This window comes from Mycobacterium sp. DL440, assembly GCF_011745145.1.
Taxonomy (GTDB): domain Bacteria; phylum Actinomycetota; class Actinomycetes; order Mycobacteriales; family Mycobacteriaceae; genus Mycobacterium.
This window is the reverse complement of record NZ_CP050191.1, coordinates 4175882-4201066: the sequence shown is the minus strand read 5'-3', so window position 1 is coordinate 4201066 and position 25185 is coordinate 4175882. Positions and strand designations below refer to the sequence as shown.

24 protein-coding genes, 1 tRNA gene and 2 pseudogenes are annotated in these 25185 nt (G+C 65.9%); 16 read left to right on the top strand and 11 right to left on the bottom strand.

Features of this window, described 5'->3' with window-relative positions:
- Window positions 1-1614 carry an SMP-30/gluconolactonase/LRE family protein gene (locus HBE63_RS20465; RefSeq protein ID WP_166906379.1) on the bottom strand — a complete coding sequence of 538 codons (1614 nt, stop codon included), beginning with the start codon at window positions 1612-1614 and terminating at the stop codon, window positions 1-3.
- 153 nt (window positions 1615-1767) lie between these two features.
- Between HBE63_RS20465 and HBE63_RS20460 the strand changes: the two genes are divergently transcribed.
- From HBE63_RS20460 to HBE63_RS20405, 12 genes are all read left to right on the top strand, one after another.
- Complete coding sequence (locus HBE63_RS20460; RefSeq protein ID WP_166906378.1) at window positions 1768-2613, top strand: SDR family NAD(P)-dependent oxidoreductase; 846 nt, start codon at window positions 1768-1770, stop codon at window positions 2611-2613.
- Window positions 2613-4028 carry an SRPBCC family protein gene (locus HBE63_RS20455; protein WP_166906377.1) on the top strand — a complete coding sequence of 472 codons (1416 nt, stop codon included), beginning with the start codon at window positions 2613-2615 and terminating at the stop codon, window positions 4026-4028. Before HBE63_RS20460 ends, HBE63_RS20455 begins: the two co-directional genes overlap by 1 nt.
- A 65-nt stretch (window positions 4029-4093) precedes the next feature.
- A complete protein-coding gene (locus tag HBE63_RS20450; protein ID WP_166906376.1) occupies window positions 4094-5266 on the top strand; it encodes an LLM class flavin-dependent oxidoreductase in 1173 nt (390 codons plus the stop codon).
- Entirely contained in the window at window positions 5263-7110 is a 1848-nt protein-coding gene (locus HBE63_RS20445) for an NAD(P)/FAD-dependent oxidoreductase (protein ID WP_166906375.1), read from the top strand. The genes HBE63_RS20450 and HBE63_RS20445 overlap by 4 nt, the downstream gene beginning before the upstream one ends.
- Window positions 7107-7949 (top strand): TauD/TfdA family dioxygenase, encoded by an 843-nt coding sequence (locus tag HBE63_RS20440; protein ID WP_166906374.1) that lies wholly within the window; start codon window positions 7107-7109, stop codon window positions 7947-7949. Before HBE63_RS20445 ends, HBE63_RS20440 begins: the two co-directional genes overlap by 4 nt.
- Window positions 7946-8866 carry an SDR family NAD(P)-dependent oxidoreductase gene (locus HBE63_RS20435; RefSeq protein WP_166906373.1) on the top strand — a complete coding sequence of 307 codons (921 nt, stop codon included), beginning with the start codon at window positions 7946-7948 and terminating at the stop codon, window positions 8864-8866. Before HBE63_RS20440 ends, HBE63_RS20435 begins: the two co-directional genes overlap by 4 nt.
- Window positions 8863-10002 (top strand): CaiB/BaiF CoA-transferase family protein, encoded by a 1140-nt coding sequence (locus tag HBE63_RS20430; protein WP_166906372.1) that lies wholly within the window; start codon window positions 8863-8865, stop codon window positions 10000-10002. The genes HBE63_RS20435 and HBE63_RS20430 overlap by 4 nt, the downstream gene beginning before the upstream one ends.
- 11 nt (window positions 10003-10013) lie before the next feature.
- Window positions 10014-11168: an acyl-CoA dehydrogenase family protein gene (locus HBE63_RS20425; protein ID WP_166906371.1), complete on the top strand. Its 1155-nt coding sequence runs from the start codon at window positions 10014-10016 to the stop codon at window positions 11166-11168.
- Window positions 11169-11173: 5 nt separating this feature from the next.
- Window positions 11174-12094 carry an acyl-CoA dehydrogenase family protein gene (locus HBE63_RS20420; RefSeq protein ID WP_166910014.1) on the top strand — a complete coding sequence of 307 codons (921 nt, stop codon included), beginning with the start codon at window positions 11174-11176 and terminating at the stop codon, window positions 12092-12094.
- Window positions 12091-13254: an acyl-CoA dehydrogenase family protein gene (locus HBE63_RS20415; RefSeq protein ID WP_166906370.1), complete on the top strand. Its 1164-nt coding sequence runs from the start codon at window positions 12091-12093 to the stop codon at window positions 13252-13254. Before HBE63_RS20420 ends, HBE63_RS20415 begins: the two co-directional genes overlap by 4 nt.
- A complete protein-coding gene (locus HBE63_RS20410) occupies window positions 13254-14297 on the top strand; it encodes an acyl-CoA dehydrogenase family protein (protein WP_166906369.1) in 1044 nt (347 codons plus the stop codon). Before HBE63_RS20415 ends, HBE63_RS20410 begins: the two co-directional genes overlap by 1 nt.
- Window positions 14298-14379: 82 nt before the next feature.
- Complete coding sequence (locus HBE63_RS20405) at window positions 14380-15153, top strand: VOC family protein (protein ID WP_166906368.1); 774 nt, start codon at window positions 14380-14382, stop codon at window positions 15151-15153.
- Here the strand turns inward: HBE63_RS20405 and HBE63_RS20400 are convergent.
- On the bottom strand, window positions 15128-15580 hold the full coding sequence (locus tag HBE63_RS20400) for a cupin domain-containing protein (RefSeq protein WP_166906367.1): 453 nt from the start codon (window positions 15578-15580) through the stop codon (window positions 15128-15130). The two genes, HBE63_RS20405 and HBE63_RS20400, sit on opposite strands and share 26 nt — an antisense overlap.
- 19 nt (window positions 15581-15599) lie before the next feature.
- Between HBE63_RS20400 and HBE63_RS20395 the strand changes: the two genes are divergently transcribed.
- The gene (locus HBE63_RS20395) at window positions 15600-16019 is read left to right on the top strand and encodes a hypothetical protein (RefSeq protein ID WP_166906366.1); all 420 of its coding nucleotides are present in this window, start codon (window positions 15600-15602) and stop codon (window positions 16017-16019) included.
- On the top strand, window positions 16016-16609 hold the full coding sequence (locus HBE63_RS20390; RefSeq protein WP_166906365.1) for a GNAT family N-acetyltransferase: 594 nt from the start codon (window positions 16016-16018) through the stop codon (window positions 16607-16609). The genes HBE63_RS20395 and HBE63_RS20390 overlap by 4 nt, the downstream gene beginning before the upstream one ends.
- Before the next feature lie 22 nt (window positions 16610-16631).
- Here HBE63_RS20390 and HBE63_RS20385 read toward each other — a convergent pair whose 3' ends face one another.
- On the bottom strand, window positions 16632-17168 hold the full coding sequence (locus HBE63_RS20385) for an AAA family ATPase (RefSeq protein WP_166906364.1): 537 nt from the start codon (window positions 17166-17168) through the stop codon (window positions 16632-16634).
- Window positions 17169-17483: 315 nt separating this feature from the next.
- Between HBE63_RS20385 and HBE63_RS20380 the strand changes: the two genes are divergently transcribed.
- Window positions 17484-18656, top strand: a complete 1173-nt coding sequence (locus HBE63_RS20380) for a Cmx/CmrA family chloramphenicol efflux MFS transporter (protein WP_166906363.1) — start codon at window positions 17484-17486, stop codon at window positions 18654-18656.
- On the opposite strand, the gene HBE63_RS20375 is transcribed toward HBE63_RS20380, so the two are convergent.
- The 5 genes from HBE63_RS20375 to HBE63_RS20355 form a co-directional block, all read right to left on the bottom strand.
- On the bottom strand, window positions 18622-19491 hold the full coding sequence (locus HBE63_RS20375) for a helix-turn-helix domain-containing protein (protein ID WP_166910012.1): 870 nt from the start codon (window positions 19489-19491) through the stop codon (window positions 18622-18624). The genes HBE63_RS20380 and HBE63_RS20375 overlap by 35 nt on opposite strands.
- Window positions 19492-19531: 40 nt before the next feature.
- Window positions 19532-20983 (bottom strand): carotenoid oxygenase family protein, encoded by a 1452-nt coding sequence (locus HBE63_RS20370; RefSeq protein WP_166906362.1) that lies wholly within the window; start codon window positions 20981-20983, stop codon window positions 19532-19534.
- Window positions 20980-22194 carry an acetyl-CoA acetyltransferase gene (locus HBE63_RS20365; protein ID WP_166906361.1) on the bottom strand — a complete coding sequence of 405 codons (1215 nt, stop codon included), beginning with the start codon at window positions 22192-22194 and terminating at the stop codon, window positions 20980-20982. Before HBE63_RS20365 ends, HBE63_RS20370 begins: the two co-directional genes overlap by 4 nt.
- 113 nt (window positions 22195-22307) lie before the next feature.
- Window positions 22308-22544: a hypothetical protein gene (locus HBE63_RS20360; RefSeq protein ID WP_166906360.1), complete on the bottom strand. Its 237-nt coding sequence runs from the start codon at window positions 22542-22544 to the stop codon at window positions 22308-22310.
- A 438-nt stretch (window positions 22545-22982) separates the two neighbouring features.
- Window positions 22983-23702, bottom strand: a complete 720-nt coding sequence (locus tag HBE63_RS20355; RefSeq protein ID WP_166906359.1) for a DUF1326 domain-containing protein — start codon at window positions 23700-23702, stop codon at window positions 22983-22985.
- Window positions 23703-23807: 105 nt separating this feature from the next.
- Between HBE63_RS20355 and HBE63_RS20350 the strand changes: the two genes are divergently transcribed.
- Window positions 23808-24245 carry a rhodanese-like domain-containing protein gene (locus tag HBE63_RS20350; protein WP_166906358.1) on the top strand — a complete coding sequence of 146 codons (438 nt, stop codon included), beginning with the start codon at window positions 23808-23810 and terminating at the stop codon, window positions 24243-24245.
- 84 nt (window positions 24246-24329) lie between these two features.
- Here the strand turns inward: HBE63_RS20350 and HBE63_RS20345 are convergent.
- The 3 genes and pseudogenes from HBE63_RS20345 to HBE63_RS20335 all read right to left on the bottom strand — a co-directional run.
- Window positions 24330-24577: pseudogene (locus tag HBE63_RS20345) on the bottom strand (helix-turn-helix domain-containing protein); the annotation flags it as partial.
- Between the two features lie 114 nt (window positions 24578-24691).
- Window positions 24692-24764: transfer RNA gene (locus HBE63_RS20340), tRNA-Arg, on the bottom strand.
- 188 nt (window positions 24765-24952) lie between these two features.
- Window positions 24953-25180 (bottom strand): annotated as a pseudogene (locus HBE63_RS20335) (hemerythrin domain-containing protein); the annotation flags it as partial.
- Window positions 25181-25185: the final 5 nt, after the last annotated feature.

Here is a 25185-nt window from a genome sequence, read left to right as displayed (position 1 = left end):
TCAGGCCCGGCCCAGCGCCAGCACGCTGCCGTCGCCGTCGCCCGAGATGTAGAGCGTGCCATCGGGTCCCGCGGTGATCCCGGCGAACGGGCCCTGTGGGCCGGAAAACGGGGGCATGCCCTTGAGCAGCTTGGGGGTCACCCCGGGCGGCGGGCCGACGGGCAGTCCAGAGGCGATGACAGTCCGAGCAGTGGCCGGGCCGTCCTCCACGTCGTAGCTGATCAGCTCCTTGCTGCCGGAGTCGACGATGTAGAGCGCGCCGTCACGCACGAGAATCCCGTGCGGAGTGTGCAATCCGTCGACCAGGGGTGCGACACCTCGGTCGTCGACACGAATGACGGCACCCGCCACCGAGACCAGCGGTGCGCCACCGGGTCCGATCGCCACGCCCACCGGGGTGTCCAGGCCGGAAGCCAGCACATTCACGGAGCCGTCGCGCACCGACAGCAGCCGTCCCGCACCCTGCTCGACCACCAGCACAGACCCGTCGGGTGCCAGGGCCACCCCATAGGGTTGGTCGATGCCGCTGGCGAGCACTTCGCTCACCTCATCTTGGGCGCCCGTCGGGCGGAAGCGTGCCACGGTGTCGGCGGCGGTGGTGACGATGAATTCACCTGGCCCCGAGGCGGTCACGCCGCGCAGGAAGCCTGGGTAGCCCGGGGAGAACAGCATCGCGACGGTCTGCAGGGCGCCTTCTGGGCCGACCCGGTAGAAGTAGGTGCCGTCGGCGACATACAACCCGCCGTCGGCACCCACGGTCAGATCCAGCGGCCAGTTCAACCCGCCCGGCAGCAGCGCCTGGCTGCTGCCGCCGCTACCCAGGATCTCGGTGATCTCACCGGTGAAGTTGGAGACGAACAACCGGTCGCCGACGAAGGTGCAGTTGTCCAGGCCGGGATTCAACTGCGCCAGCAGCGTCTGCTCGCCGCTGCGCGGATCGATGCGCAGCACCTGGCCGCTGGCCACCTGGGTGGAGACGATGTAGCCGTCGGCGTCGAACTTGACCGAGTCCGGGACTCCTAGCCCGCCTGCCACCACTTCGGGTTGCCCGCCGTTGGGATCGATGCGCCAGATCTCGTTGGCACCCATCACCGGGAAGTAGAGCAACCCGTCGGGGCCGACCTCCATGGCATTGGGGGAGGGCACGTTCTCCAACAGGACGCGCGGGGCGCCACCGGCGAGGTCGAACTCCATGAGCCGGCCGCCTTCGCGGCATTCGCCGACGAACAGCCGACCCTGGTGAAACGTGATGCCGTTGGCCGAGGGGATGTCGTCGCGCAGCACGCGGGTGCGACCACCGGCCTCCTGCACGCTGACCCGGCCGTCCATCACCTCGGTGGCATACAGGTTGCCGTCGGCGTCGAACGCCACGTCGTCCGGAGCGACGATATCGCCACCCTTGGCGCTGACGGTTTCCAATCGCCCGGTCGCCGGGTCGAGGGCGCTGATCTGGCTGCCGGTCACCTGGGCGATGTAGATCCGCCCATCCGGGCCGGTGCGCAGGCCGTTCGCGCCGAAAAGCCGGCTGGGCGCGGTGACCTGCTCCAGCGTCCAGTTCCCGGCGACCGTGGGGTTTGCGGTGTACCTGGCCTCAGATACCGATAGCGCGCTCATGACCTCGGACGTTAGCAACTCCACGTAGTCCAGACAATAGCCGTCGATACGTTCATATCTGCCCTTGACGGTCCATAAGTGCTGGGGAATAGTGTTCTCCAATATGAAGATCGCAATATGTTGTCCGGACAAATAGGTCGATAAGGGTTACGTATGGAGAGCTCCCTGAGCCTGGACGGCCGGGTCGTGGTGGTGTCGGGCGCCGGTGGCGGCGGCATCGGCACCACCGTCACGCGGATGGCGGCCGAAGCCGGGGCCACGGTCGTGGCGGTGAGCCGATCGCAGGACAACCTCGACACGCACGTTGCACCGCTGACCGACAAGGGCCTGAGCGTGGTGACGGTGGCGGCCGACGCGTCGACGGATGAGGGCATCGCGACCGTGCTCGAAGCGGCACGTGCAGCCGAGGGGACGCTGTACGGGCTGGTGAATGTCGCCGGCGGCGCGGCGCCGGCCACCTGGATGCCGGCCACCCGGGTGTCACGGGCCGACTGGCGCGAACTGTTCACCGCGAACCTGGAAACCATGTTCTTCATGAGCCAGGCTGTGGCTGCAGAAATCCGGGCCCGGGAGAACCCGGGCTCGATCGTGTCGGTGTCTTCCATCAGCGGGATGAACACCGCGCCGTATCACGTCGCCTACGGCACCGCGAAGGCCGCGATCGTGGCAGCCACCCGGACGATGGCTGCAGAGCTTGCCGCCGAAGGCATCCGGGTCAACGCCGTCGCCCCGGGAGTGACCGAAACCGCCGCCTCGGCAACCTATGTCGACGCCGACCCCGAGCGTGACCGGCGGGCCATCGCGATGGGGCGGCGCGGCACTCCCGAGGAGCAGGCCGGCGCCATCCTGTTTCTGCTTTCCGACCTGTCGAGCTACATCACCGGCCAGACCATCCTGGTCGACGGCGGACTCAATCTGCGCTGGACCCATCTCGGCGGCGACAACACCTCGCTGTTCCTCAAGGACGACGACTTCCGCGCAGCCATCAGGAGGATCTAATGGCTCATACCGAATCTCATCTCGACGCCGCGATGGAGGTCGACGCCGATCCGGACGACGCGACCGGAGAGATTGCCGAAGATCTGTCTCAGCCGACCACCATCCCGGTCGAGGCCTATGTCTCCGAGAGCTACGCTCGCGCCGAACGGGATCGACTGTGGCGCAAGGTCTGGCAGCAGGTCGGCCGGGTCGAGGAGATCCCCGAGGTCGGGAGCTACCTGACCTACGACATCCTCGACGACTCCATTATTGTCGTGCGCACGGGCCCAAATGAATTCACGGCCCACCACAACGTCTGCATGCACCGCGGACGCAAGCTCATCGACAACCCCGAGGGCGCGAAGAACGCGACCGGCCGGGCGCGGAAGTCCTTCGTCTGCGGATTCCACGGCTGGACCTACGGTCTCGACGGAACCTGTACGCACATCCGGGAACAGGACGACTGGCAGGGAAAACTCACCCCCCGCAACACTCACCTCGCGCCCGTGCAGGTGGACACCTGGGGTGGGTGGCTGTTCATCAACATGGATCCCGACTGCGAGTCGTTGGCCGACTACCTGATGCCGGCCGCCAAGATCCTCGACCCGTTCGGTCTGGAGAACATGCGCTACAAGTGGCGCAAATGGTTGTACTTCGACTGCAACTGGAAGGTCGCGATGGAGGCCTTCAACGAGACCTACCACGTGTTCACCACGCACCCGGAGTTCAACCAGTTCGGCGAGTTCAAGGGCTGGGCCAAGGCGCAGGGCAAACACAGCAACATCGGCTACGACGCGCCGAAAGGCATGGACGAGACCAAGTCCAAGATCCGGCTCGGCACCGGTGACCCCCGCATCTCCACCGCCGAGATGCAGGTCTACACCATGGAAGAAACCAACGCGACGACGACGAAGACTTTGGTGAACGCCGCCAAGCGGCTCGTCGACGAACTTCCCGAGGGCACACCCGCCGACGAGGTGCTGCAGTACTGGCTGGCCTCGGCCCGCCGCGATGACGAGGCGCGTGGCGTGACCTGGCCGACCATCCCGCCCGACATCCTCGGGCAGAGCGGCACGGCCTGGCAGATCTTCCCGAACTTCCAAGTGGGGCAGGGCCTGACCAGCGCGCTGTGCTACGCCGCACGGCCCGATCCGGGCTACAACCCGGACAAGTGCATCTTCGAGGTCGCCGTCTTCGAGCTGTACCCGAACGGTGAAGAGCCGGAGACCGAATGGGCCTATACCCCGAAGGATTCACCGAACTGGCTGTCTGTACTGCCGCAGGATTTCTCGAATATGGCGGCGGTGCAACAGGGGATGAAATCGGCAGGCTTCCCCGGAACATTGCCCAATCCCTACCGCGAACGCAGCACGGTCAACCTGCACTACCAACTTTCCAAGTACATGGACACCGGAGAGCCCCAAGACATCCAGTGATTTGGGTGCATCCGGTAGCGCCCAGCGTTACCAGACGCACACAACTCGCCCGATAAGGAGAAAACATGAAGGTCAATCTGGGTACGGGAGCGCAGAACTCCCACGATTGGGAGCGCGTGCTGGCCGGCGACTTCAGCACTCCGCCGGCCACACCGGACTACCAGTGCGTGCAGGCCGCGCTGGCACTCGGCGACCTCGCCGAGCCGCTGGGCTTCGATGGGATCTGGTTCCCTGAGCATCACGGCACGCCATATGGCATGACGCCCAACCCGATTCAGGCTCTGACCTATTTCGCCGGACGTACCGAGCGGGTCAGCCTGGGCACCTTCGTGGCGGTGGTGCCGTGGTGGAACCCGATCCGGCTGGCCACCCAGATCGCCTACCTCGACATCGTCTCCAACGGTCGCTACACCACCATCGGTCTGGGCCGCGGCGTGTCCAAGGGCGAGTTCGCCGCGGTGGGCGTACCGCGTGAGGAAAGCCGCGACCGGTTCAACGAGACGCTGGACATCCTCAAGCTGGCCTTCTCCGGTGAGCGGTTCTCCTATGAGGGCAAGATCTTCTCGTTCCCGGAGATGTCCCTGCGTCCGGAGCCGATCAGCACCGACCTGTTCGACCGGATCTACAGCTCGTCCTCGACCGCCGAATCGCTGGAGATCCTGTCGCGGCGCGGCATGGTGCCGCTGTTCGTCGGCAACAAGCCGATCACCGACGCCGGTGAAGAAGTGCGCAAGGTCAACACCTTCCGTGCCGAAGAAGGCCTGGGACCGTGTCAGCCCAAGAACGTGATGTTCATGTACTGCGTGGAGTCCGAGGACGAGGTCGCTCAAACCGAAGAGTGGATTTGGACCGCCAACCGGGACGTCAACGTGCACTACGGTTTCGCCGACGCGTCGAACTTCAAGGGCGTCAAGGGGTATGAGGCCTACGCGGCCCGCGAGGCGAGTGCGACGGCCGTGCTGGCCTCGGAGGTCGGCAACCAGAAGAAGGGCGGCCCGCCCGGATACCATGCCTCGAACCTGCTGATCGGCACACCCGAGACGGTGTTCGAAAAGCTCAAGGCCGCACAGGAAGCCTGCTCGTTCTGCGAGGTCACCATCGTCCCGCAGTTCGGCACCATGCCGTACGAGAAGGCCTTCGACAGCGTCCGACTGTTCGCCAAAGAGGTGCTGCCCGCAGTGCACGACATGCCCGCACCGTTGCATGCCGCTGCCCTGCCCGAGAAGGCCAACGCATGACGCAGCCCAACACCTGCGGGCCCACCGACACGCCCACCGATATCGACATCGACGCGATCCGAGAGCGCTACGCCGCCGAGCGGGCCAAGCGGCTGCGGCCCGAGGGCGCTGACCAGTACCTGGAGCTGGAAGGCGATTTCGCCGACTTCTACGAGGTCGACCCCTACACGACGGTGACCGAACGGGACCCGATCAGCGAGGACTCCGACGTCGTCATCCTCGGAGGGGGCTTTGCCGGCCTGCTGGCCGGAGCGTATTTGAAGAAGGCTGGTGTCGAGGGAATCCGCGTCATCGAGATGGCCGGGGACTTCGGCGGGGTCTGGTACTGGAACCGCTTCCCGGGGATCCAGTGTGACAACGACGCCTACTGCTACATCCCGCTGCTCGAAGAGCTCGACTTCATGCCGAGCAAGAAATTCGCCGACGGCGCCGAGATCTTCCAGCACTGCCGCAACATCGGCAAGCACTTCGGCCTGTACGACGGCGCCCTGTTCTCCACTCAGGTACGCGAATTACGTTGGGACGACGCGACGCAACGTTGGCAGATCAGCACGGACCGTGGCGATGACATCCGGGCCCGCTTCGTGGTCATGGCGCAAGGCTCCTACAACCGGCCGAAGCTGCCGGGTATCCCCGGGATCAAGGACTTTTCGGGCCACGTGTTCCATTCCGCGCGTTGGGACTATGACTACACGGGCGGGGATGCCGACGGCGGCCTGCACAAGTTGGCCGACAAACGCGTCGCTCTCGTCGGCACCGGTGCGACGGGAATCCAGTTGGTACCGCACCTCGGCCGTGATGCCCAGGAGCTGTTCGTCTTCCAGCGCACACCGTCCTCGGTTGACGCGAGATCTAACCCGGCCACCGATCCGGCGTGGGCCGCGTCCCTGCAACCAGGCTGGCAGGAAGAACGAAAGCGCAACTTCCACAACTGGTCGCCGTTCGTCGGCGTGGTGTTCGGTGAGCCAGACCTGGTGTGCGACTTCTGGACCGAGCTCGGGCGCAACCTGACCGCCCGGATCGCAACCAGCGAAGACCCGGCCGCCGTGACCATCGAGCAGATCATGGCGTTCCGGGAAGAGGAAGACTTCAAGATCATGGAGCGGCTGCGCCGACTCGTCGGCGAGATCGTGGAGGATCCCGCGACCGCCGAGGCGTTGAAGCCGTACTACCGCTTCATGTGCAAACGGCCGACGTCGAGTGAGCACTATCTGGCCACGTTCAACCGCCCCAATGTGACCCTCGTCGACGTCGCGGCCTCCAAGGGGGTGGAGAGGCTGACCGAGAAGGGCATCGTTGCCGACGGTGTCGAATACGAGGTCGACTGCGTGATCTTCGCGAGCGGCTTCGAGATCTCCACCGAGATCAGCCGCCGGTTCGCGATCGAGCGCATCGTCGGGCGTGACGGGCTTGAGTTGTTCGACCACTGGCAGAACGACTATCAGACGCTGCACGGGATGACCAGTCGCGGATTCCCCAACCAGTTCTTCATGGGCTTCATCCAGGGCGGCGTGTCGGCCAACACCACGGCGATGTTCGAACAGCAGGCCAAGCACATCGCCTACATCATCGCCGAGGCGCAGAACCGGGGTGCCACCACGGTCGAGCCCAGCCAGGAGGGCCAGGACATCTGGGTCTCGACGGTGCGCGAACTGGCGATCGACAACTCGGCGTTCGAACTGTCGTGCACGCCTGGCTACTACAACAACGAGGGTCGCGGCGGCGCGGAGCGCAATGGCGCTTTCCTGGGCGATTTCTACTCGCCAGGGTTCTACGCCTTCGACGAGCTGATCGCTGACTGGCGGGCCAAGGGCGACCTCGACGGATTAGAGCTCACCACATGACGACGACAACGGCACTCGACACCCGGGATATCAAGCCCCGTATCGGAACCGAGATCCGCGCCGACAAGGCCACGCTGCTGTCAGGCGAACATGCCGGGGCGATCCGGGATCTGCTCGAGCAGCGTGGGGTGCTGGTGTTCCCGCAGATCGGGTTCACCGACGACGAGCAGATCGCGTTCACCGAAACCCTCGGCACGTTCGCCGCGGAGCACCAAGGCGAGAAGCTGTACAAAGTCTCTCTCGACACCGAGGTGAACAAGCACGCCGATTATCTCAAGGGTTCGCTGTACTGGCACATCGACGGCACCATGAACGAGGTGCCGATCCTGGCCTCGCTGCTGCAGAGCGTGGCGCTGGGTAACCCGGAAGAAGGCGACACTGAGTTCTGCAACACCTATGCGGCCTATGACGCCCTGTCCGACGAGGACAAGGCCGACATCGAGGGGCTGCGGGTGATGCACTCGGCGTGGAACACGCTGTTCTACTACGACCCCGAACCCAGTGCGAAGTCTTTGCGCCGCATGATGGCCATCGGTGATCGGGAGCTGCCGCTGGTGTGGACCCATCAGTCCGGCCGTAAGTCGCTCGTGCTCGGTGCCACCGCGCGCCACATCGTCGACGCCGACGGCCCGATCGACTTCCGCAAGAGTGCCGAACTGCTGGTGTGGCTGCGGGATTGGGCCACCCAACCCGACTTCACCTACCGGCACAAGTGGACTGTGGGTGACCTGGTGATCTGGGACAACACCGGAACGATGCACCGGGCCACGCCGTACGATCCGACGTCGGGGCGGCTGTTGCAGCGCACCAAGCTCGAGGGCGAGGAGCCTTTCGCTTGAGCACATTGAGATTCGACGATCGCGTCGCGGTCATCACCGGCGCAGGCCGGGGGCTGGGCCGCGAGTATGCCCTTCTGCTGGCATCGAAGGGTGCGAAGGTGGTCGTCAACGACCCGGGCGGCAGTCTCACCGGGGACGGCGCCGACACCGCTCCGGCGCAGCAGGTGGTCGACGAAATCATTTCGGCCGGTGGACAAGCCGTCGCCGTCACGGATTCGGTGGCCACTGCGGAGGGCGGTCAGGCGATCATCGGCAAGGCCATCGAGCATTTCGGCCGCGTCGACATCCTGATCCACAACGCGGGCACGGTGCGCCGAGGCTCCCTCAAGGAGATGAGTTACGACGACTTTGACGCGGTGCTCGACGTGCATCTGCGCGGCGCATTCCACGTTGTGCGCCCGGCGTTTCCACTCATGTGTGAGGCCGGATACGGCCGCGTGGTCCTGACCTCGTCGATCGGTGGGCTGTACGGCAACCGCGAGGTGGCGAACTATGCCGCGGCCAAGTCCGGGATCCTCGGGTTGTGCAATGTGGTGGCGCTCGAGGGTGCCGCCGAGGGTGTGTTGTGCAATGCGATCGTGCCGGGTGCGGTGACCCGGATGGCCGAGGGTCTTGACACCTCGGCGTACCCGCCGATGGGCGCGGACCTGGTGGCGCCGGCTGTGGGCTGGCTGGCGCATGAATCCTGTTCGGTCACCGGTGAATTTTTCGTGGCGATCGCCGGAAGGCTGGCCCGCGCGGTCGTCGCCGAGTCGCCGGGCGTGTATCAGTCGTCGTGGACAGTGGAGGACGTCGGCGAGCAGATCGACCGCATCCGCGACGTCAGTGAGCCGGTGATCTTCCCGGTCGTCCCCGACGGGCATTCCGAGCACATCCGCTACAGCTTCGGACGAGCCGCGGAGGGGGCCCGACCATGACAACCGGTCCACTGCAAGGGATTCGAGTCGTCGACCTCACCGCGATGGTGATGGGGCCGTATTGCACGCAGATCATGGCCGACATGGGCGCCGACGTGATCAAGGTGGAGACACCGGCGGGGGACAACACCCGCTACATCTCGGTCGGACCCGCGCCGGGTATGAGCGGGGTGTTCGTCAACGTCAACCGCGGCAAGCGCAGCGTCGTGCTGGATCTACGGTCGGAGCAGGGCAAGGCCGACCTGCGTGCGTTGATCGCCGATGCCGACGTGTTCATCCACTCGATGCGGGCCAAGGCCATCACCAAGCTCGGGTTCGGTTACGACGACGTCGCGGCCATCAACCCGGACGTCGTCTACACCAACTGCTATGGCTACGGCCGGCGCGGCCCGGACGCCGACCGGCCGGCTTACGACGACACCATCCAGGCCGAATGCGGATTGCCTGCCGTGCAACAGCAACTGACCGGTGAGGCGTCCTACGTCGGCACGATCATGGCCGACAAGGTGGCCGGGCTGACCGCGCTCTACGCGACCACGATGGCACTGTTCCACCGGGAACGCACCGGCGAGGGCCAGGAGGTGGAAGTCAGCATGTTCGAGACCATGGCCTCCTTCATGCTGGTCGAACATGCCAACGGCGCCATGTTCGACCCCCCGCTGGGGCCTGCGGTGTACCCGCGGGCGGTCACCCCGAACCGCAAGCCGTACGAGACCAAGGACGGTCACATCGCGGCGCTGATCTACAACGACAAGCACTGGAACGCGTTCATCGAGCGGGTCCAGCCGGCCTGGAACACAGCGCAGTTTGCCTCCCTGGAGCAGCGGGCCCGGCAGATCGACACCGTGTACGGGCTGCTGGCAGGGACTCTCAAGGAGCGCACCACCGCGGAGTGGCTGGATCTGTTCGCGGAGTTGGAGATTCCCGCGGCACCCATGCTGACCCCCGACGAGTTGTTCGAGAACGAGCACCTCAACGCGGTTGGGTTGTTCGAGACCGTCGACACCCAGCACGGCCAGGTGCGCATGCCCGGTGTGCCGACGTGGTTCTCCCGGACCCCGGGCCGGATCGCCGGGTATGCACCGGAATTGGGAGCGGACACCGCCGAGGTGCTTGCCGAGCTCGGTCCGCGATAGAAAGGCCAGGAGTGGATTTCGATTTTGGTGAGGCGGCCGACACGCTGCGCGGTGAGCTGCGTGCGCTGATCGCCGACCAGGTGCCCGCCGATTTTCTCGGCGCGTTCACCGATGACCCCGCCGATCTGGCGGTGGCCCAGCAGTTCTGCCGGACGCTGGCGCAGCAGCATCTGCTGTGCATGTCGTGGCCGAAGGAGTTCGGCGGCGGCGATGCCTCGATGTGGGAGCAGACCGTGGTGCGCGAGGAGATGTGGGCGCATCACGAGCCACGCGGTGCGCAGTACATGGGCGTCAACTGGGTGGGCCCGATCATCATGCGCCACGGCACCGAAGAGCAACAGCGCAAGCACCTGCCACCGATCGCCAACGGCGAAGTGATCTGGTGCCAAGGGTTTTCCGAGCCAGAGGCGGGCTCCGACCTGGCCTCGCTGCGCACCTTCGCCCGTCGGGAGGACGACGGCTGGCGCGTCAACGGTCAGAAGATCTGGACCTCGTACGCCACCATGGCGCAGTGGATCTTCCTGTTGGCCCGCACCTCAAAAGGTGAGAAGAAGCAGCAGGGCATGACCATTTTCCTGGTGCCGATGGATTCGCCCGGCATCCAGGTGCGCCCGATCCGCACCATGATGGGTCCGCACCATCTCAACGAAGTCTTCTTCGACGACCTCAAGGTCACCGAGGCCGATGTGCTCGGCACCGTCGACCAGGGCTGGTCGATCGTGCAGGACGTGGTCTCCTTCGAGCGCGTCGGCATCGCCCGCTACGCGCGCTGTGAGCGGCTGCTGCAGGCCGCCCCTGAGGTGCTCGGCGAAAAGTGGGAGCAGCTTCCCGCCGAGCTGCGCGGCCGGTGGACCCGGATGCTCACGCACTGCCGCCGGGCCCGGCTGATGGCCTACCGGGTGGTGTCGATGCAGGCTACCGGGAGGGTGAATCCCGGTGACTCCGCGGCATATCGGATCGCCGTGACCCGACTGGACCAGGAAAGTGCCGAGGTGCTGATGGAGATTGCCGCCGCACTCCCCAGGGGCGGCAGCGCAGAGGCCGAGTACTTCCGCGCGGAGGTCGAGGACCACTGGCGGTACTCGCAGGCGTCCACGGTGTCCTCCGGCAGTATCGAGATGCAGCGCATCCTGCTGTCGCGGACCATGCTGGCCGGAAAGGCATGACGGCGATGATTCTGGATCTCAACGACGACGCCAAAGAATATGGCCGCCAAGCTCTCAAGGCCTTCGAGGCCGCCGGTGGCGATCAGCTGCTGGCCCAGGCCGACGCCAAGCCCCACACCCGCGCCGGCCTGATCACCCCCGTCCTGGACAGCTTGGGCGCCCTCGAGCTCGAACCCCGTACCGATGTGGATTCGTTGGAGGCCGCGGCCGCGTTGTGCCGCAGTGCCGGGTACTGGGCCCTGCCGTATCCGGTGGCCGAGCGATTGGCGCGTCCGGAGGATCTCGACGTCGAGGGGCTGGTGGTCGTCGACGCCGATGCTCCCGAGGCGGCACTGCAGGGTCTGGACAACCGTTGGGCCACTGTCACATTGGACGGTACGCGCAGCGCGGTGACCAAGGTCGGTGCGTCGGGTCCGTCGTTCGCCGCCGCACTCGAGCTCACCGCAGTGGACACCCACGGCACTGCAGATGTGGCCCTGGCCTTGACGTTGCCGTCGTGGACGCTGCTCGGCATGTTGGATCGGGCTATCGACTTGACCGTCGCGCACGTCAGCCTGCGCAAGCAGTTCGGCCAGCCGCTGTCGGCCTTTCAGGGCGTGCAGTTCCAGCTGACCGATGCCGAGGTGGAACGCAGTGGCGTCGACATGCTGGCCAAATACGCACTGTGGAGCTTGAACACCAACCCGTCCGACGAGGCGATCAACGACGCGCTCGCCCTGCGGCTGGGCGCCATCGAGGCGGCCGAGGTGGTGTTCCGGGTGTGCCATCAGCTGCACGGAGCCGTCGGCTTCTGCGATGAGACCGTGCTGTCCTGGCTGTCGCGGTACAGCCAGCCGTTGCGTCGTCTGCCGTTCGGCGTATCCCAGACCCGCGACAGGCTGACCGCGCGGCTGGGCCGGCGTGGACTCACCGGGTTGTTCTCGTGAGCGAGCTCGACGAGTTCCGGGCCGCCGTGCGGGACTGGTGCGCTGCGCACGTCCCGAAAGACTGGCGCCCCAGTCAGACCGGCGTCGGCGACGACGAGTTCGCAGCGTTCCAGAAATCCTGGTTCGCCGAGTTGCACACCGCCGGATACGCCGTGCCGCACTGGCCGGCCGAATGGGGCGGCGGCATGTCCGTGCCCCAGCAGATCATCCTGTACCAGGAACTGGCCGCCCACGATGCGCCCCGCCTCGTGTTGGCCTTCGTCGGGATCCACCATGCGGCCTCCACCCTGCTGGCCGCGGGCACCGACGACCAACGCAGAAGGCACCTGCCCGCCATCCTCGACGGTGAGATCTGGGTACAGGGCTTCTCCGAGCCGGAGGCCGGATCCGATCTGGCCGCTCTGCGCACCACAGCCCGAGCTGAGGGCGAGAACTTCATCGTTAACGGCCAGAAGCTGTGGGCCAGTGGTGCATTGCACGCCGACTGGTGCCTGCTGTTGGCGCGCACCGATCCGGATGCGCCCAAGCGGCACGGCATCTCGTACTTTCTGATGGACATGACCACACCGGGCATCGACGTGCGACCGATCCGAAATGCCGTGGGAGATTCGCATTTCTGCGAGATCTTCCTCAACGACGTAGCAGTTCCCGCGGCCAACCTGATCGGTCCGGTGAACAAGGGATGGCAGGTCGCGCAGGCCACGCTCGGCGCCGAGCGTGGCATGACCATGCTGGAGTTGTCCGAGCGGCTGGGCAATGCGGGCTTCAAGTGGCTGCTGGACGCCGCCCCGACAGACGATCCGGTGGTGGCAGACCGGCTGGCGCAGTTCGAGATCGAGCTGACTGGCTTGCGCGGGCTCTGCCGGGATCTGGTGGAGCGCACCGAGGCGGGCGAAGCCGGACCGGCCGACGCGTCGATCGTCAAGCTCTACTACAGCGAATTGCTGCAGCGGATGACGGGTTTCGGCGCGGAGATCGGTGGCCTGAACGCCCACACCGTGCTGACCAAACCGGCCTCCAGCGGCTGGGAGTCGGGCGCCTGGATGCTCGATTTCATCGGATCGTGGGAGTGGACCATCCCCGGCGGCGCCAGCGAGATCCAGCGCACCATCATCGGTGAGCGCGGTCTGGGCCTGCCGAGAGAACCGAGTGCAGTGTGATGAGCGAATTCTCCGAGATCCATGACGAACTGCGTTCGGTAGCCGCTGATCTGCTGGCCAAGGACACCATCGACTGGCCGCTGCTGGTCTCGGCAGGCTGGACCGGACTGGACGCGCCCGAGGACGCTGGTGGTGCCGGCGCCACGTTCGCCGAGGTGGCGGTCATCTGCGAGGAGCTGGGCCGGGCCGCTGCGGCCACCGCTTATCTGGGCGGTGCGGTGCTGGCCGTCGGTGCCCTGAATATGGTGCAAGCAGGCGAATCTCGTGACCCGTTGCTCCGGGCCGTGGTGTCCGGAGATATCCGGGCCGCGCTCGCGCTGCCAGGGGAGCGTGAGCTGGCGCCCTTCGAATTGGCCACCACCAGGCTGGGCTGGCGCGTCCACGGCCGGGCCGGCTTTGTGTCCGATGCGGCCGGAGCTCAGCGACTGCTGCTGCCTGCCCGTGACGCCGACGGTGTCCCGGTGTTGGTGGACGTGGCCGCCGATTCACCCGGGCTGACGGTCACCGACCAGCCGGTGCTCGACGAGACCCGCAGGCTGGCCACTGTGATGGCCGAGGGGGTCGAGGTCGACGAGGACGCGGTGTGGCGCTTCGACGGCGATGCTGAGGCCGGCTTGCGTGCGCTCACCGAACGGGCCGCCCTCGCGGTGGCCTGCGACAGTCTCGGCGTCGCGCAGGCCATGCTCGACGCCACGGTGTCCTACACCGGAGTCCGTCAGCAGTTCGGCCGTCCGATCGGCTCATTCCAGGCCGTCAAGCACGCCTGCGCGGACATGCTCGTGCGGATCGCGGTGGCCCGTCAACTGGTGAACGCGGCCATCGAAGCGGAGGACAGCGACGCGGCAACCGCCATATCAATGGCCAAGGCCTACGCCACCGAGGCCGCCGTGGAGGTGGCCGGCAAGGCCATGCAACTGCACGGCGGCATCGGCTACACGTGGGAGAGCGGCGTGCACGTCTATCTCAAGCGGGCCGCGCTCAACCGATCGCTGTTCGGGTCGCCTGCCGAGCACCGCGCCAGGATCGCCGCGCGCTATCGGTGATTTTCCCCGCGAGTGGACGATGAGTTTTCAGGGCGGCGATGGTCAGACCTAGCGACTGTCCATTCCATGAAGGAGAAATATCGTGGTTACCCGTCAGAGCGCCCCGCTGGGCGCCCCCAACTGGATCGACCTGACCACGTCCGACCTTGAGCGTGCCCAGCAGTTCTACGGTGCGGTGTTCGGCTGGACGTATGAGACCGGCGGCCCCGAGTACGGCGGCTACGTCACTGCATCCGTCGACGGGCAGGTGGTGGCCGGGCTGATGCGCAATGATCCGCAGTGGAACGCACCCGATGCCTGGACCACCTATCTGCACACCGCGGATGCCGATGCCACGGTGGCGGCGGCCATCGCGGCCGGCGGGAGCAACTGCGGTGGCGTGATGGACATCCCGGCCAAGGGCCGGATGGCGATGATGACCGACACCGCCAACGGGTTCTTCGGTATCTGGCAGCCGGCCGGGCACGAGGGCTTCGCATTGTTCAACGAGGCGAGCGCGCCGGTGTATCACCAACTGACCACCAGCGACTACGCCAAGGCACTGGACTTCTACCGGGAAGTGTTCGGCTGGACCACTCAGGGGGTGTCGGATACCGACGAGTTCCGGTACAGCACAGCGGCATTCGACGGTGAGGAATTGGTCGGTGTGATGGACGGATCGGCGTTCATCCCCGAGGGCACGCCCTCGACCTGGACCACGTTCTTCGGATCCGACGACGTGGACAAGACGATCGAGTTGGTCGTCGCGAACGGTGGTTCGGTGATGCGTCCGGCCGAGGACACCCCCTACGGGCGGCTGGCCGCGGTGGCCGATCCGACCGGTGCCGGGTTCAATCTGTCGTCGCTGCAGGGCTGAGCGCGAAGTCGGCGAAGTCGAAGCCGGGTACCACCACGCAACTGACCAGGGCAGGCTCGTCGTCGCGTGGCTTCGCGCGCTGCCAGTGGCCGGGCGGCACCAGCAGTTGCGGGTGTTGCCCGGCTTCGATGTCCGGGCCCAGTAGCCGCGCGGCCGCAGTTTTCCTGTCAGCGCCGATCTCCAGGACCAGCGGGCTGCCCCGGTGGTGGAACCAGAGTTCGGCACTGCGGACGGTGTGCCAGGCCGACTGTTGGCCCGGCATGAGCAGGAACAGGATCGCGGTGCCGGCGCTGCGCGGTCCGGAGTAGCCCGATGGCAGCGAAGACTGGCTTACCGTCAGTTCGCTGCGCCACGTTTCTCGGTACCACCCGCCCTCGGGGTGCGGGGCGAGGTCGAGCCGTCTGGCCCAGTCGGGAAGTTCGGTCACACCCGATAGTCTCGTCGTCATGGTTCGTCTGCGTCCAGGGTGGCTGGTGGCATTATGTGCTGCGGTCCTGGTGGTGGTCGCCTGGTTGCCGTGGCTGACCACCAGCGCCAACGGCGGCGGCCGGGCCAATGCGATCGGCGGGGCAGTGGGAAGCATCGTGCTGCCGCGTGGTTTCGGCGCCGGGCAGCTGATCGTTCTGTTGGGCGCCGGATTGATCGTGGCCGGTGCGATGGCCGGGCGCGGGCTGTCGCAGCGGTGGGCTTCAGCTGCGGGGCTGCTGATTTCGCTGGCCCTCGTGGCGTTGACGGTGTGGTACTACACGCTGAACGTCAAGGGGCCGGTCACCGCGGGTTACGGGCTGTACGTCGGCGGTGCCATGGCGGTGCTGGCCGGGTTGTGTTCGGTGTGGTCATTGTTGTCGACGTCAGGCCGCGGATGAGCGAATTCATCACGCCCGTGGAGCTGACCGGACAGCGTTGGGTGACGCTGGAACCGTTGACGACCGAGCACATCCCCGAGATCGACGCCGCCGCCGCGGACGGTGAGTTGGGCTCGCTCTGGTACACGATGACGCCGCGGCCCGGCAGTGCCGCCGAGTGGGTGCAGCGCATGTTCGAACTGCGCGCGGCCGATCACGGCGTGACCTTCGTGGTGCGCAACCTCGACGGCAGGCTGGTGGGGTCTTCCAGCTACCTGCATGTCGACGGCCCGAACCGGCGGCTGGAGATCGGGCATACCTGGTACGTGGCCGATGTGCGCCGTAGCGGCGTCAACGCCGAGACCAAGCTGTTGATGCTCAGCCATGCATTCGACGAGTTGAATTGTGTGGCAGTCGAATTCCGGACCCACTTCTTCAACTTCGCCAGCCGTGCGGCCATCGAACGGCTCGGTGCCAAGCTCGACGGGATACTGCGCAGCCAACAGTTGCTGCCCGACGGGTCGCGTCGTGACACCGTCGTGTACTCGATTCTGGACATCGAATGGCCCGCTGCGCGCAACAACCTGGAGTTCCGGCTCAACCGCTGGTAGGCGGCCTGTCGGTCGCTTTGACCTAGAGGTGGAGGCGGAAGCTGTTGGAAGCAATAGCACTTTCGACACGTTGGATTGTCTGGTGCGCCATGTCTTTTGAGGTGTCGAGTACGTGCGGCGCGTAGTCACCTAGGGATGCGAATTGATCCCACATCGTGACAATCGGCTGCTCGTCGACAAGTGCGTCAGGTTCGGTACGAGCCTGGGCTCGCGCAAGGGCGGTGTCGCGGCTGGGCCGCAGCACGACGTAGTGGATGGTGATGTCAGGCGGGTGGCCGTGAAAGTGCTCGAGCATCCACGGCCCGACGATACCGTCCAGCACGGTTGTGAATCCACCTGCCGCATAGGTGAAGGCAGCTCGCGCGATAACGTCCATCACGGTCTGATTCTGGGCGGCGGATGCTGGCTCGTATGGTGGGATCGCTCCGGCGACTATGTAGTGCCAGAAGTCATCGGTATGCAGGTGCACTCCCCGGTCGAAGCTTCGGGCGAGTGCGGCAGCAATGGTGCTCTTCCCTGCTCCGGGTGGGCCGGTCAGAATGATCACGGTTCCGCTCATCTGAAAACCCGTCGTTGTGTTCCGTGTTCGGTCAGCTGGCCACTCTTCTTCGAGTCGGATGACTCTGTCAACTGAAATTCATTTCCGGGTGGGAACGTGAGTGTCCCCCTCGGACACCGGCAGATTTCGGTTGCGCGATTGGGGAGAGTCTTTAGTAGGGTGGCGGCATGTCGAGCCCTGAAGCGCACAAGATGGGGGCTTTCGGTCACGCCGTCAGCTCCCTGAATTACTGACTCTTCAGTTTTTCCGCACCTGTCTGGTGCTGGCCGTGGTGACGAGACGCCTCCTGTTCGTTCTCTTGCCTCGGAGTGCCCAATGCCTTTCGCTCTCTATCTTCTTGCCCTCGCGGTCTTCGCCATGGGCACCTCGGAATTCATGCTCGCCGGGCTTGTTCCGGATATCGCCGCCGGTCTCGGCGTCACGGTCGGCGCTGCCGGCCTACTGACCTCCGCTTTTGCCGTCGGAATGGTCATCGGTGCGCCGGCCATGGCCGTGCTCGCGCGTCGGTGGCCGGCCCGGACCAGCCTGCTCGGATGTGTGGTCGTCTTTGCGCTCTGCCACGTTGTCGGCGCGCTGACACCAAACTTCACGATCCTCCTCGGCACCCGCGTCATCGCCGCACTGGCCAATGCCGGATTCTTGGCGGTTGCGCTCAGCGCGGCCGCCGCTCTGGTAGCGGCAGATCAGAGGGGACGCGCGCTGTCGGTACTGCTCGGCGGGACGACAGTGGCGACCATCGCGGGTGTGCCCGGCGGCGCAGTGCTGGGTGCACTTCTGGGATGGCGGTCTGCGTTCTGGGCGGTCGCGCTGCTGTGCCTGCCCGCCGCGCTCGGCATCCTGCACGGGATCTCCGGTCGCTCCGAAGAAGATTCGGGCTCCGCGAGTGAGGGACCGGCGCTACGTGATGAGCTCACTCAACTCAAATCGCCGAGACTGGTGTTGGCCCTACTCCTCGCCGCCCTGGTCAACGCGGGCACGTTCGCCACCTTCACGTTCTTGGCACCCATCGTCACCGACATCGCCGGCTTGCAGGAGCTGTGGGTGCCGGTGGCGCTGGTGCTCTTCGGGTTTGGCTCGCTCATCGGGGTGACGGTGGCCGGCAGGTTCTCCGATCATCGTCCCCGCCTCGTCATCGGGGTGGGTGGCTCGCTGTTGCTTGTCGGCTGGATTACGTTGGCCGCCTTGGCAGCTCATCCGGTGATATTGCTGATTCTGGTCCTGGCACAAGGAATCTTGGCCTTCGCGGTGGGGAGCACCCTCATTGCTCGGGTGCTCTATGCGGCTTCCGGGGCTCCGGCCATGGGCGGCTCGTACGCGACGGCGGCACTGAATATCGGAGCCACCTTCGGCCCGGCGCTGGCCGCCGCCTCGCTCCCAGGCCCGGCGGGAAGCCTCGGGCCGGTGTGGGTGGCTGTTGCGCTCACCGGGATCGCCCTGATTGTGGTGCTGGCCATCACAGTTCGACGACAGACACTGCAGCCCCGGTGAGCCGCTCACCGCACTGATCACACGTCAACACCGGGGAAAACGGGTGCCCGCAACGGGTGTGGGTGAGGATCACGGCGGGGCCCTCGGCGGCGGGGAACGACCGTTGGGCCCAGGCCAGTGCCGTGACGAGCACGGGCAGGAATGCGGTGCCCTTCGGGGTCAGCCGGTAGTGCGGGTCCTCGTCGGTGATGGTGAGAATCCCGTTGCCCCGGAAGGTCTGCAAGCGGTCGGCCAGCGACGCGGGCGGAGCGACCAACGCCCGTTGAAACTCGGAGAACCTGGTGGTGCCGGTGAAGGCCGCCACCAGGATCGCAAACGCCCAGCGGTTCCCCAGCACGCTCATGGTCTGAGGGAACAGCCCGGACGGAGAGTCGCGACGATCGTCCTCGGAGCGACGCCGCGTCGCGACCACGGGCAACGAACGGGCCCAGCCGCCGCTCGGCCCCCACACAGCGGTCACCTCGCCGGAACTGGTCGGTGCACCGCAGCCGCCACACGTGAGTACCGGCGTGAAATCGGTGCCGCAACGCAGATGCCGCATGGCAGGCAGGGATTCGCGGTGTTCGGGCACCCAATGGCGTTCCCACTCCCAGATGGACACCAGCACGGGCCACAGCGCACGGCCGCGCGCGGTGATCAGGTATTCGTCGCGTGGAGGCCGCTCCTGATAGCGGTGACATTGCAGCAGCCCGTCTTCGGTCAGGGTGCCCAGACGGCGGGTCAGCACCGAGTTGGAGATCGGCAGCCGGATCCTGAACTGCCCGTAACGAGTGGCGCCCAGCAGCGCCTGCTGCATCACCAGCAGTGTCCATTCGTCGCCGACGAGAGCCAACATCTGCCCGACGGCGTTGGTACCGCCGGCCGGCAACTGCGTGTCAGTCACGCACCAGCCATCGGCGCAGCTCGTCACCGGGTGCCCAGGTGGAGTGGGTCCCGCTGGAAACCCGTTCCGGCAGAGCGAGTTTGCACACCGGTCCGTCAGGGACCCGGGCCGCGTCGAACACCAGGCAGTAGGAGGCGTCGTCGTTCATGTCGGTGGTGATGGTGACCAGATAGCCGTCGTCCTCGCCGGAGCTGCCCACTCGCGGCGCCATGGCAGCCTCGCTGCCGTACACGCCGTCTTCAAAGGCATAGCGCTGTTCGGATCCGGTGTGCAGGTCGTGGCGGACCAATCCGTCGAACAGGAACCAGCCCGGCTTCCCGGTGGCGGCATAGGCGTAGCGGTAGTCGCGCCCGGCGTGACCGGGGTTGATCATGCCGAATTCGGTGATGCTGTCGGACAATTGCTCCTCGCGGGTCTGGCCGGTCACCAGGTTGAACCGCCAGCGATGCAGCCTGGTCTGCATCTTGTCCAGCGCCAGGGCCGGTGTCGCGTTGCCCTGGAAGAACCCGTCGAGCACGATTTCGTCGACGTCTTCGTAGGCGTTGGTGAAGTGCAGGACATAAGTGGTGTCGGCCTCGAACCACTTGACGTCGCCTGTCCCGCCGCGGCGGGGGAGGATTGCGAACCGGGACGGCATGTCGCGGTGCAGCTTGGGCAGGTGCACGTTGTTCTTGAGGAATTCGGCATCCCAGAACAACGGAAAGTCGTTGAGGATCACGTAGTTTTCGGTGAACGCCATGTCGTGGGGCAACCGCGGCCCGGGCAGTTCGACGTCGACGTAGTGCGCGAGGCGGTTGTCGGCGTCCACCACGCCGTAGTGCATGTACGGCGCTTGCTTGCCGTAGTTGAAGAACAGCAGTTCGCCAGTGGCGTCGTCGGCTTTGGGATGCGCCGAGACGCCCCACTCGGCGGGAAACGCCCCGCCCCAGTCCTCCTTGCCCAGGGCATCGCCGGTGTACGGGTCGATGCGGTACAGGTCGCCGCACTGGTAGAAGCTGGTGAGCGCGACGCCACGGTGCACGGTCACGTCTGTGCTGGAGGCGTCCTTCATCAGCGTGCGGGCGCCCCAGCCGTGGTCGCGTTTGGCCAGTTCGATCGGTTCGGCAACACCCGGCCACAGCGGGCCGCCGGCCTCGATTTCGGCCAGGAGACCGTCGGTGCGGATGAACCTGTTGCGGTAGAACGCTTTTCCGTCGCGGAAGCCGACGATGTGCAGCATCCCGTCCCCGTCGAACGGGTGGTAGGTCTGCAATGCCGGATGCAGTGGGTTCTCGGTGTTGCGCAGGTAGACACCGTCGAGGTCGGTCGGGATCTCGCCGTCGATGACCCGCAGGTCGTCGGAATCCCATTCGGTGGTCTGCGGACGCCACGCCCCGGTGCGGTAAGGGTGGTCGTCGTCCTCGGGCAGGGTGGACAGGTACTTGGCCACAACTTCGGTGTTCATTGCTGGGCGCCTCCCACGACGAAGCTGACGGTGGTGGCGGTGCTGCCGCCAAAGTTCAAGGTGCCGAAGGTCTTTGCGCCCTCGACCTGGTACGGCCCCGCGGTGGCGCTGACCTGCTTGGCGGCGTCGAACAGCATCCGTAGCCCGGAGGCGCCGACCGGGTGGCCACCGCCGATCAATCCGCCGCTGGGATTGATCGGAAGCCGCCCGCCGATCTCGATCTCGCCGTTCTCGATGGCCTTCCAGGATTCGCCGGGGCCGGTGAGGCCGATGTGGTCGATGGCGAGGTACTCGCTGGGAGTGAAGCAGTCGTGGACCTCGAACCCGTCGAGATCGTCGAGTGTCGCGCCGGCGCGGCCCAACGCGTCCAGCACGGCAAGGCGCACATGCGGCATCAGGTACGGATCGGTCGCGCTGCGGTCGAGTTTCTGCCGCAACCCCAGTCCGACCGTGCGGTGGCCCCAGCCGTCGATGCGCGCGATGGGCCGGGCGTGTGGGTGGGCGCGCAGGTAGGTGTCGCTGACCAACACCAGACCGGCCCCGCCGTCGGTCATCTGGCTGCAATCGAAGCGGCGCAGTCGGCCTTCCACCAGTGGATTGGTCGCGTCGTCATCCTCGATTGGGTCGGGCACCGTCCAGTCGCGGGTCTGTGCGTTGGGGTTGGCCCGGGCGTTGCGAAAGTTCAGTGTGGCGATGGCGCGCAGATGTCCGGCATCGAGGCCGTAGCGCTGGCCGTAGGCGTCGGCCACCTCGGAGAACATCGATGGCCACACGAACTTGGCGTCGTTCGCTTCATGACCGGTCCACGCGGCGGCGCCGAGGTGTGCTGCGGCGGTATCGCCGGGGACCGTCTTCTCCAGTTCCACCCCGATAACCAGGGCGCTGTCGTAGGCGCCGGAGCGCAGGTCGGCGATCGCCGCGAGGGTCGCAACGCTCCCCGACGCGCATGCGGCCTCGTGCCGAGCCGCCGGGGTCCCCCACAGGTCGGGATGCACGGTGGCCGGCATGGCGCCGAGGTGTGCCTGACCGGCGAACAGGTCGCCGAAGGCGTTTGCGACGTGGACGACTCCGATGCCGGTGGCGTCGATCCTGGCGCTGTTCAGGGTGTGGTCGACAACCTCGAGGGTGAGCCCGGCGAAGTCGACCTGCTCACGGGTCAGGTTGCGGGCGAAATCGCTCTGGTAGCCGCCGAGAATCCAGACGTCGTCCATGGCGCCGACGCTACTACAACTAAGAGAGTGACTAAGGCGGTTCAGCGAGAAAACGCCGTGGCGGAAACCCAGGCTCGGATCCCCGCCACGGCGTTACCCGTGTTTAAACCGACTCAGTCGTCGTGACCATGTCCATGGCCGTGGCCACGGCCATGCCAACGCGGACCGTTGTCGTACCACCCGCCCCACCCGGGACCTTCGACGCAAGCCTGCACGTAGCCGTACGGACCGCTCGCGCAGATGTTCGGGCCGGCCGAGGCCGGAGCGGCGCCTGCCACTGCGACGCCGACCGGCACCGCCAACGCACCCAGTCCGACTGCTGCGGCCCTCATCAGTTTCGAACGGATCATTTTCACCTCCGGGTTGTTTGCTGTGTTCGAGCTCAGAGCCCCCGTCTGTAGATAACGTTAGTGCATCTCATCATGTTCCTGGGAATCGCCTGGGATGCCACGGTGCAGCCAATTTGCTCTCGTCGAAGCCTCCCCGGTCAGGACGTTGAATTCATTTGCCAAGGGAAACAAGGTCCCGTGGCGACGCTTCGGAGTGTTGCCAGCTAGTCCGTGTGACACGCGTGTCGCGTGGTGCGAAGAGTGCTGCCGACAAGTTTTGCCGGCACTGGCGGTCTGCATCCAAGGACCGCGACAACAGGAAGGATGGGTATGGGAGAGCTGGACGGCAGGACGGCCTTGATCACCGGGGGAGCGCGGAGTCTGTCGAACGGCTTGAACTAGACGCCAGATCCGGCGCCGGGCGGGAGCGGCTGCCCCCGCCCGGCGCCGGTGCGCGACTCAGCAGCCGCAGGTGCAGGAGGAGGAAGGCTGTGTTTCCGCATTCGCCTCGCTCGCGCCAGCATCCTCAGGCCCGGGGCGCCAGTCGAACGGGAAGTGCTTGCTCGAGGCACCGGTGTGCTCGTGTGACCACTCGAAGCCCACGGCGTGGTCTTCCTTGACCACGCCCCAGGTTGCGACCTGGCCCGGGCCGACCTCTGCGCCCGGCGCGTTGGTGGTGGTCACCCGTCGGTTCGGGTCGGCCGTCGGGCCGGTCAGGGCCTCCACCAACAGATCGACTTTGCCGGGAATCTCGGCGCGCCAGTGGGCAAGATCGTCGGCCGCCTCGAAATTGATCGGGGCGTATTCGATGCCGCGCATCTCCTCGATGAGGCTGCCGAACTCGGCCGGCCAGCCGCCTTCCGCGCCGGTGAAGATCCGCTCGAGCGCGTCTCGCTGGGCGGCGTCGCCCTTCTCGTCGATGTAGAACATCAACTTCATCGTCGCGTTCGGATCGCCGATCCACATGTTGCCGGCGAACTCGCCGAGGGCAATCACGCTGAGACCCGCCAAATCGGTGTCACCGTAATGGCCTTTGCGGACGTGCCACACCAAGGTGAACAAGCAATCGCCGTGCGTGGGCTCCTGGGCGAAGCTGCACGGGCAAGGCAACTTGCAGCTGCACACGTCGAACCATTCTCCGCGCAAATGCCAATCGACCTGCGTCGATGAAGTGGTCATCGATTCCGCTCCTTTCGTTGCATACCCCCAGGGGGTATCTGACACGGCGAACGTAGCACCGGCGAAGACTGGAGCGCAAGTACCCCCTAGGGGTATTCTTTCGGCATGTTCACAAGGACGTGCATCAGTGCACTGGCGATCGTTGGCTCGGTGTCGCTGGCATCGTGTGGCTCACCGGCCGAGGTGCGGCCGGCCACCTCTACTGAAGCCGCGGCAGTCAGCGTTGTGCAGCATCGACTGATCGGCCCTGATGAATTCGCCACTGCCATAGGTGAATCCGACCGGATGACAATCAACGTCCACGTACCCTTCGAAGGCGACATCGCCGGTACGGACCTGTCGATTCCGTTCGATCGGATCGCCGAGCAGGCTGATCGGCTGCCCGCCGATCGTGGTGCTCCGATCGCGATCTACTGCCGAACCGGCCCCATGAGCGCGACTGCCGCCGAAGCGCTGAAATCGCTGGGCTATACCGATGTGGTCGAACTCAAGGGTGGGATGAAGGCCTGGCAGGCCAGTGGTCGGCCGCTCGTGGGGAATTGAGGGCAGACGCCGGTCCGCGCCGAACTGCGAAAACAAAGAGTGGCGCTTGGCCAGTTCGAACACCAGCCGGCGCGGCCCCCACTACGGCCGCGAGCGTCGCAACTCCACCACTGCAGCTTCCACCGCCGCCGGCATCTGATGCGGACACGACACCGGCCGATGCGACCGATCCGCCAACCCGTCTAGGCCCTGGGCCTCTTACCGGGCCAACCAGGCATGCAGCGTCTGCCGCGACACCCCACCTTGCCGGCCACCTGCGATATCGACAGACCGTCACTGATCACCGCCAGCACGGCCTGATACCTCTGCTCGACCACGCTCAACTCCCTCATCCAGGGAGTGTCAAGGATCAACCGAAGTGGGTGTAAGGCATCAGCCGAAACACAGTCACCCATCAACCGGAGGCAAAACGTCAAGCGTCACTCGAGGTTATACAGCGACCTGGGTGCCCCCGGCAGGATTCGAACCTGCGACACCGGCTTTAGGAGAGCCGTGCTCTATCCCCTGAGCTACGGGGGCTCGGGACCTATCGGAATAGGTGTCTACAACCCTAAGGGACGATTCATGCTAGACGGCGAACGGCGATTCGGCGGTATCGGGGCTTCGTAACGTATGAACATGCGCCGCGGCCTTCGCCACGGTGGGCATGGTCGTGGTCGGCTGTGCGCTGCTGCGGCGACCTGCTTGCACCACAGGGGATTGTCGGCTCAGGCCTTGCCGGAGAGGATGTCGCGCGTTCGGTCCAGCATCGCGACGAACGGCCCCACCATGAGGTTGGCGGCTTGCGATTCGATACCGGCGTGAGGCCGTGTCGGCGCGACGGCCTCGGCCAGCTTGGCGACTCGCCGCATCCGCTCAAGCTCCTCGGGCGACAGCGCGGCACCAAGTTTGGCGAATTCGTCCTGTTCCTCGTGCTCAGCGTGGGTGATCACGGCATGGA

Excerpts from the sequence above, each read along its gene's own strand:
- HBE63_RS20465 (WP_166906379.1), bottom strand. The coding sequence starts at position 1,614 with ATGAGCGCGCTATCGGTATCTGAGGCCAGGTACACCGCAAACCCCACG.
- HBE63_RS20460 (WP_166906378.1), top strand. The coding sequence starts at position 1,768 with ATGGAGAGCTCCCTGAGCCTGGACGGCCGGGTCGTGGTGGTGTCGGGC.
- HBE63_RS20455 (WP_166906377.1), top strand. The coding sequence starts at position 2,613 with ATGGCTCATACCGAATCTCATCTCGACGCCGCGATGGAGGTCGACGCC.
- HBE63_RS20450 (WP_166906376.1), top strand. The coding sequence starts at position 4,094 with ATGAAGGTCAATCTGGGTACGGGAGCGCAGAACTCCCACGATTGGGAG.
- HBE63_RS20445 (WP_166906375.1), top strand. The coding sequence starts at position 5,263 with ATGACGCAGCCCAACACCTGCGGGCCCACCGACACGCCCACCGATATC.
- HBE63_RS20440 (WP_166906374.1), top strand. The coding sequence starts at position 7,107 with ATGACGACGACAACGGCACTCGACACCCGGGATATCAAGCCCCGTATC.
- HBE63_RS20430 (WP_166906372.1), top strand. The coding sequence starts at position 8,863 with ATGACAACCGGTCCACTGCAAGGGATTCGAGTCGTCGACCTCACCGCG.
- HBE63_RS20420 (WP_166910014.1), top strand. The coding sequence starts at position 11,174 with ATGATTCTGGATCTCAACGACGACGCCAAAGAATATGGCCGCCAAGCT.
- HBE63_RS20410 (WP_166906369.1), top strand. The coding sequence starts at position 13,254 with ATGAGCGAATTCTCCGAGATCCATGACGAACTGCGTTCGGTAGCCGCT.
- HBE63_RS20395 (WP_166906366.1), top strand. The coding sequence starts at position 15,600 with ATGGTTCGTCTGCGTCCAGGGTGGCTGGTGGCATTATGTGCTGCGGTC.
- HBE63_RS20390 (WP_166906365.1), top strand. The coding sequence starts at position 16,016 with ATGAGCGAATTCATCACGCCCGTGGAGCTGACCGGACAGCGTTGGGTG.
- HBE63_RS20385 (WP_166906364.1), bottom strand. The coding sequence starts at position 17,168 with ATGAGCGGAACCGTGATCATTCTGACCGGCCCACCCGGAGCAGGGAAG.
- HBE63_RS20380 (WP_166906363.1), top strand. The coding sequence starts at position 17,484 with ATGCCTTTCGCTCTCTATCTTCTTGCCCTCGCGGTCTTCGCCATGGGC.
- HBE63_RS20375 (WP_166910012.1), bottom strand. The coding sequence starts at position 19,491 with ATGTTGGCTCTCGTCGGCGACGAATGGACACTGCTGGTGATGCAGCAG.
- HBE63_RS20370 (WP_166906362.1), bottom strand. The coding sequence starts at position 20,983 with ATGAACACCGAAGTTGTGGCCAAGTACCTGTCCACCCTGCCCGAGGAC.
- HBE63_RS20365 (WP_166906361.1), bottom strand. The coding sequence starts at position 22,194 with ATGGACGACGTCTGGATTCTCGGCGGCTACCAGAGCGATTTCGCCCGC.
- HBE63_RS20360 (WP_166906360.1), bottom strand. The coding sequence starts at position 22,544 with ATGATCCGTTCGAAACTGATGAGGGCCGCAGCAGTCGGACTGGGTGCG.
- HBE63_RS20355 (WP_166906359.1), bottom strand. The coding sequence starts at position 23,702 with ATGACCACTTCATCGACGCAGGTCGATTGGCATTTGCGCGGAGAATGG.
- HBE63_RS20350 (WP_166906358.1), top strand. The coding sequence starts at position 23,808 with ATGTTCACAAGGACGTGCATCAGTGCACTGGCGATCGTTGGCTCGGTG.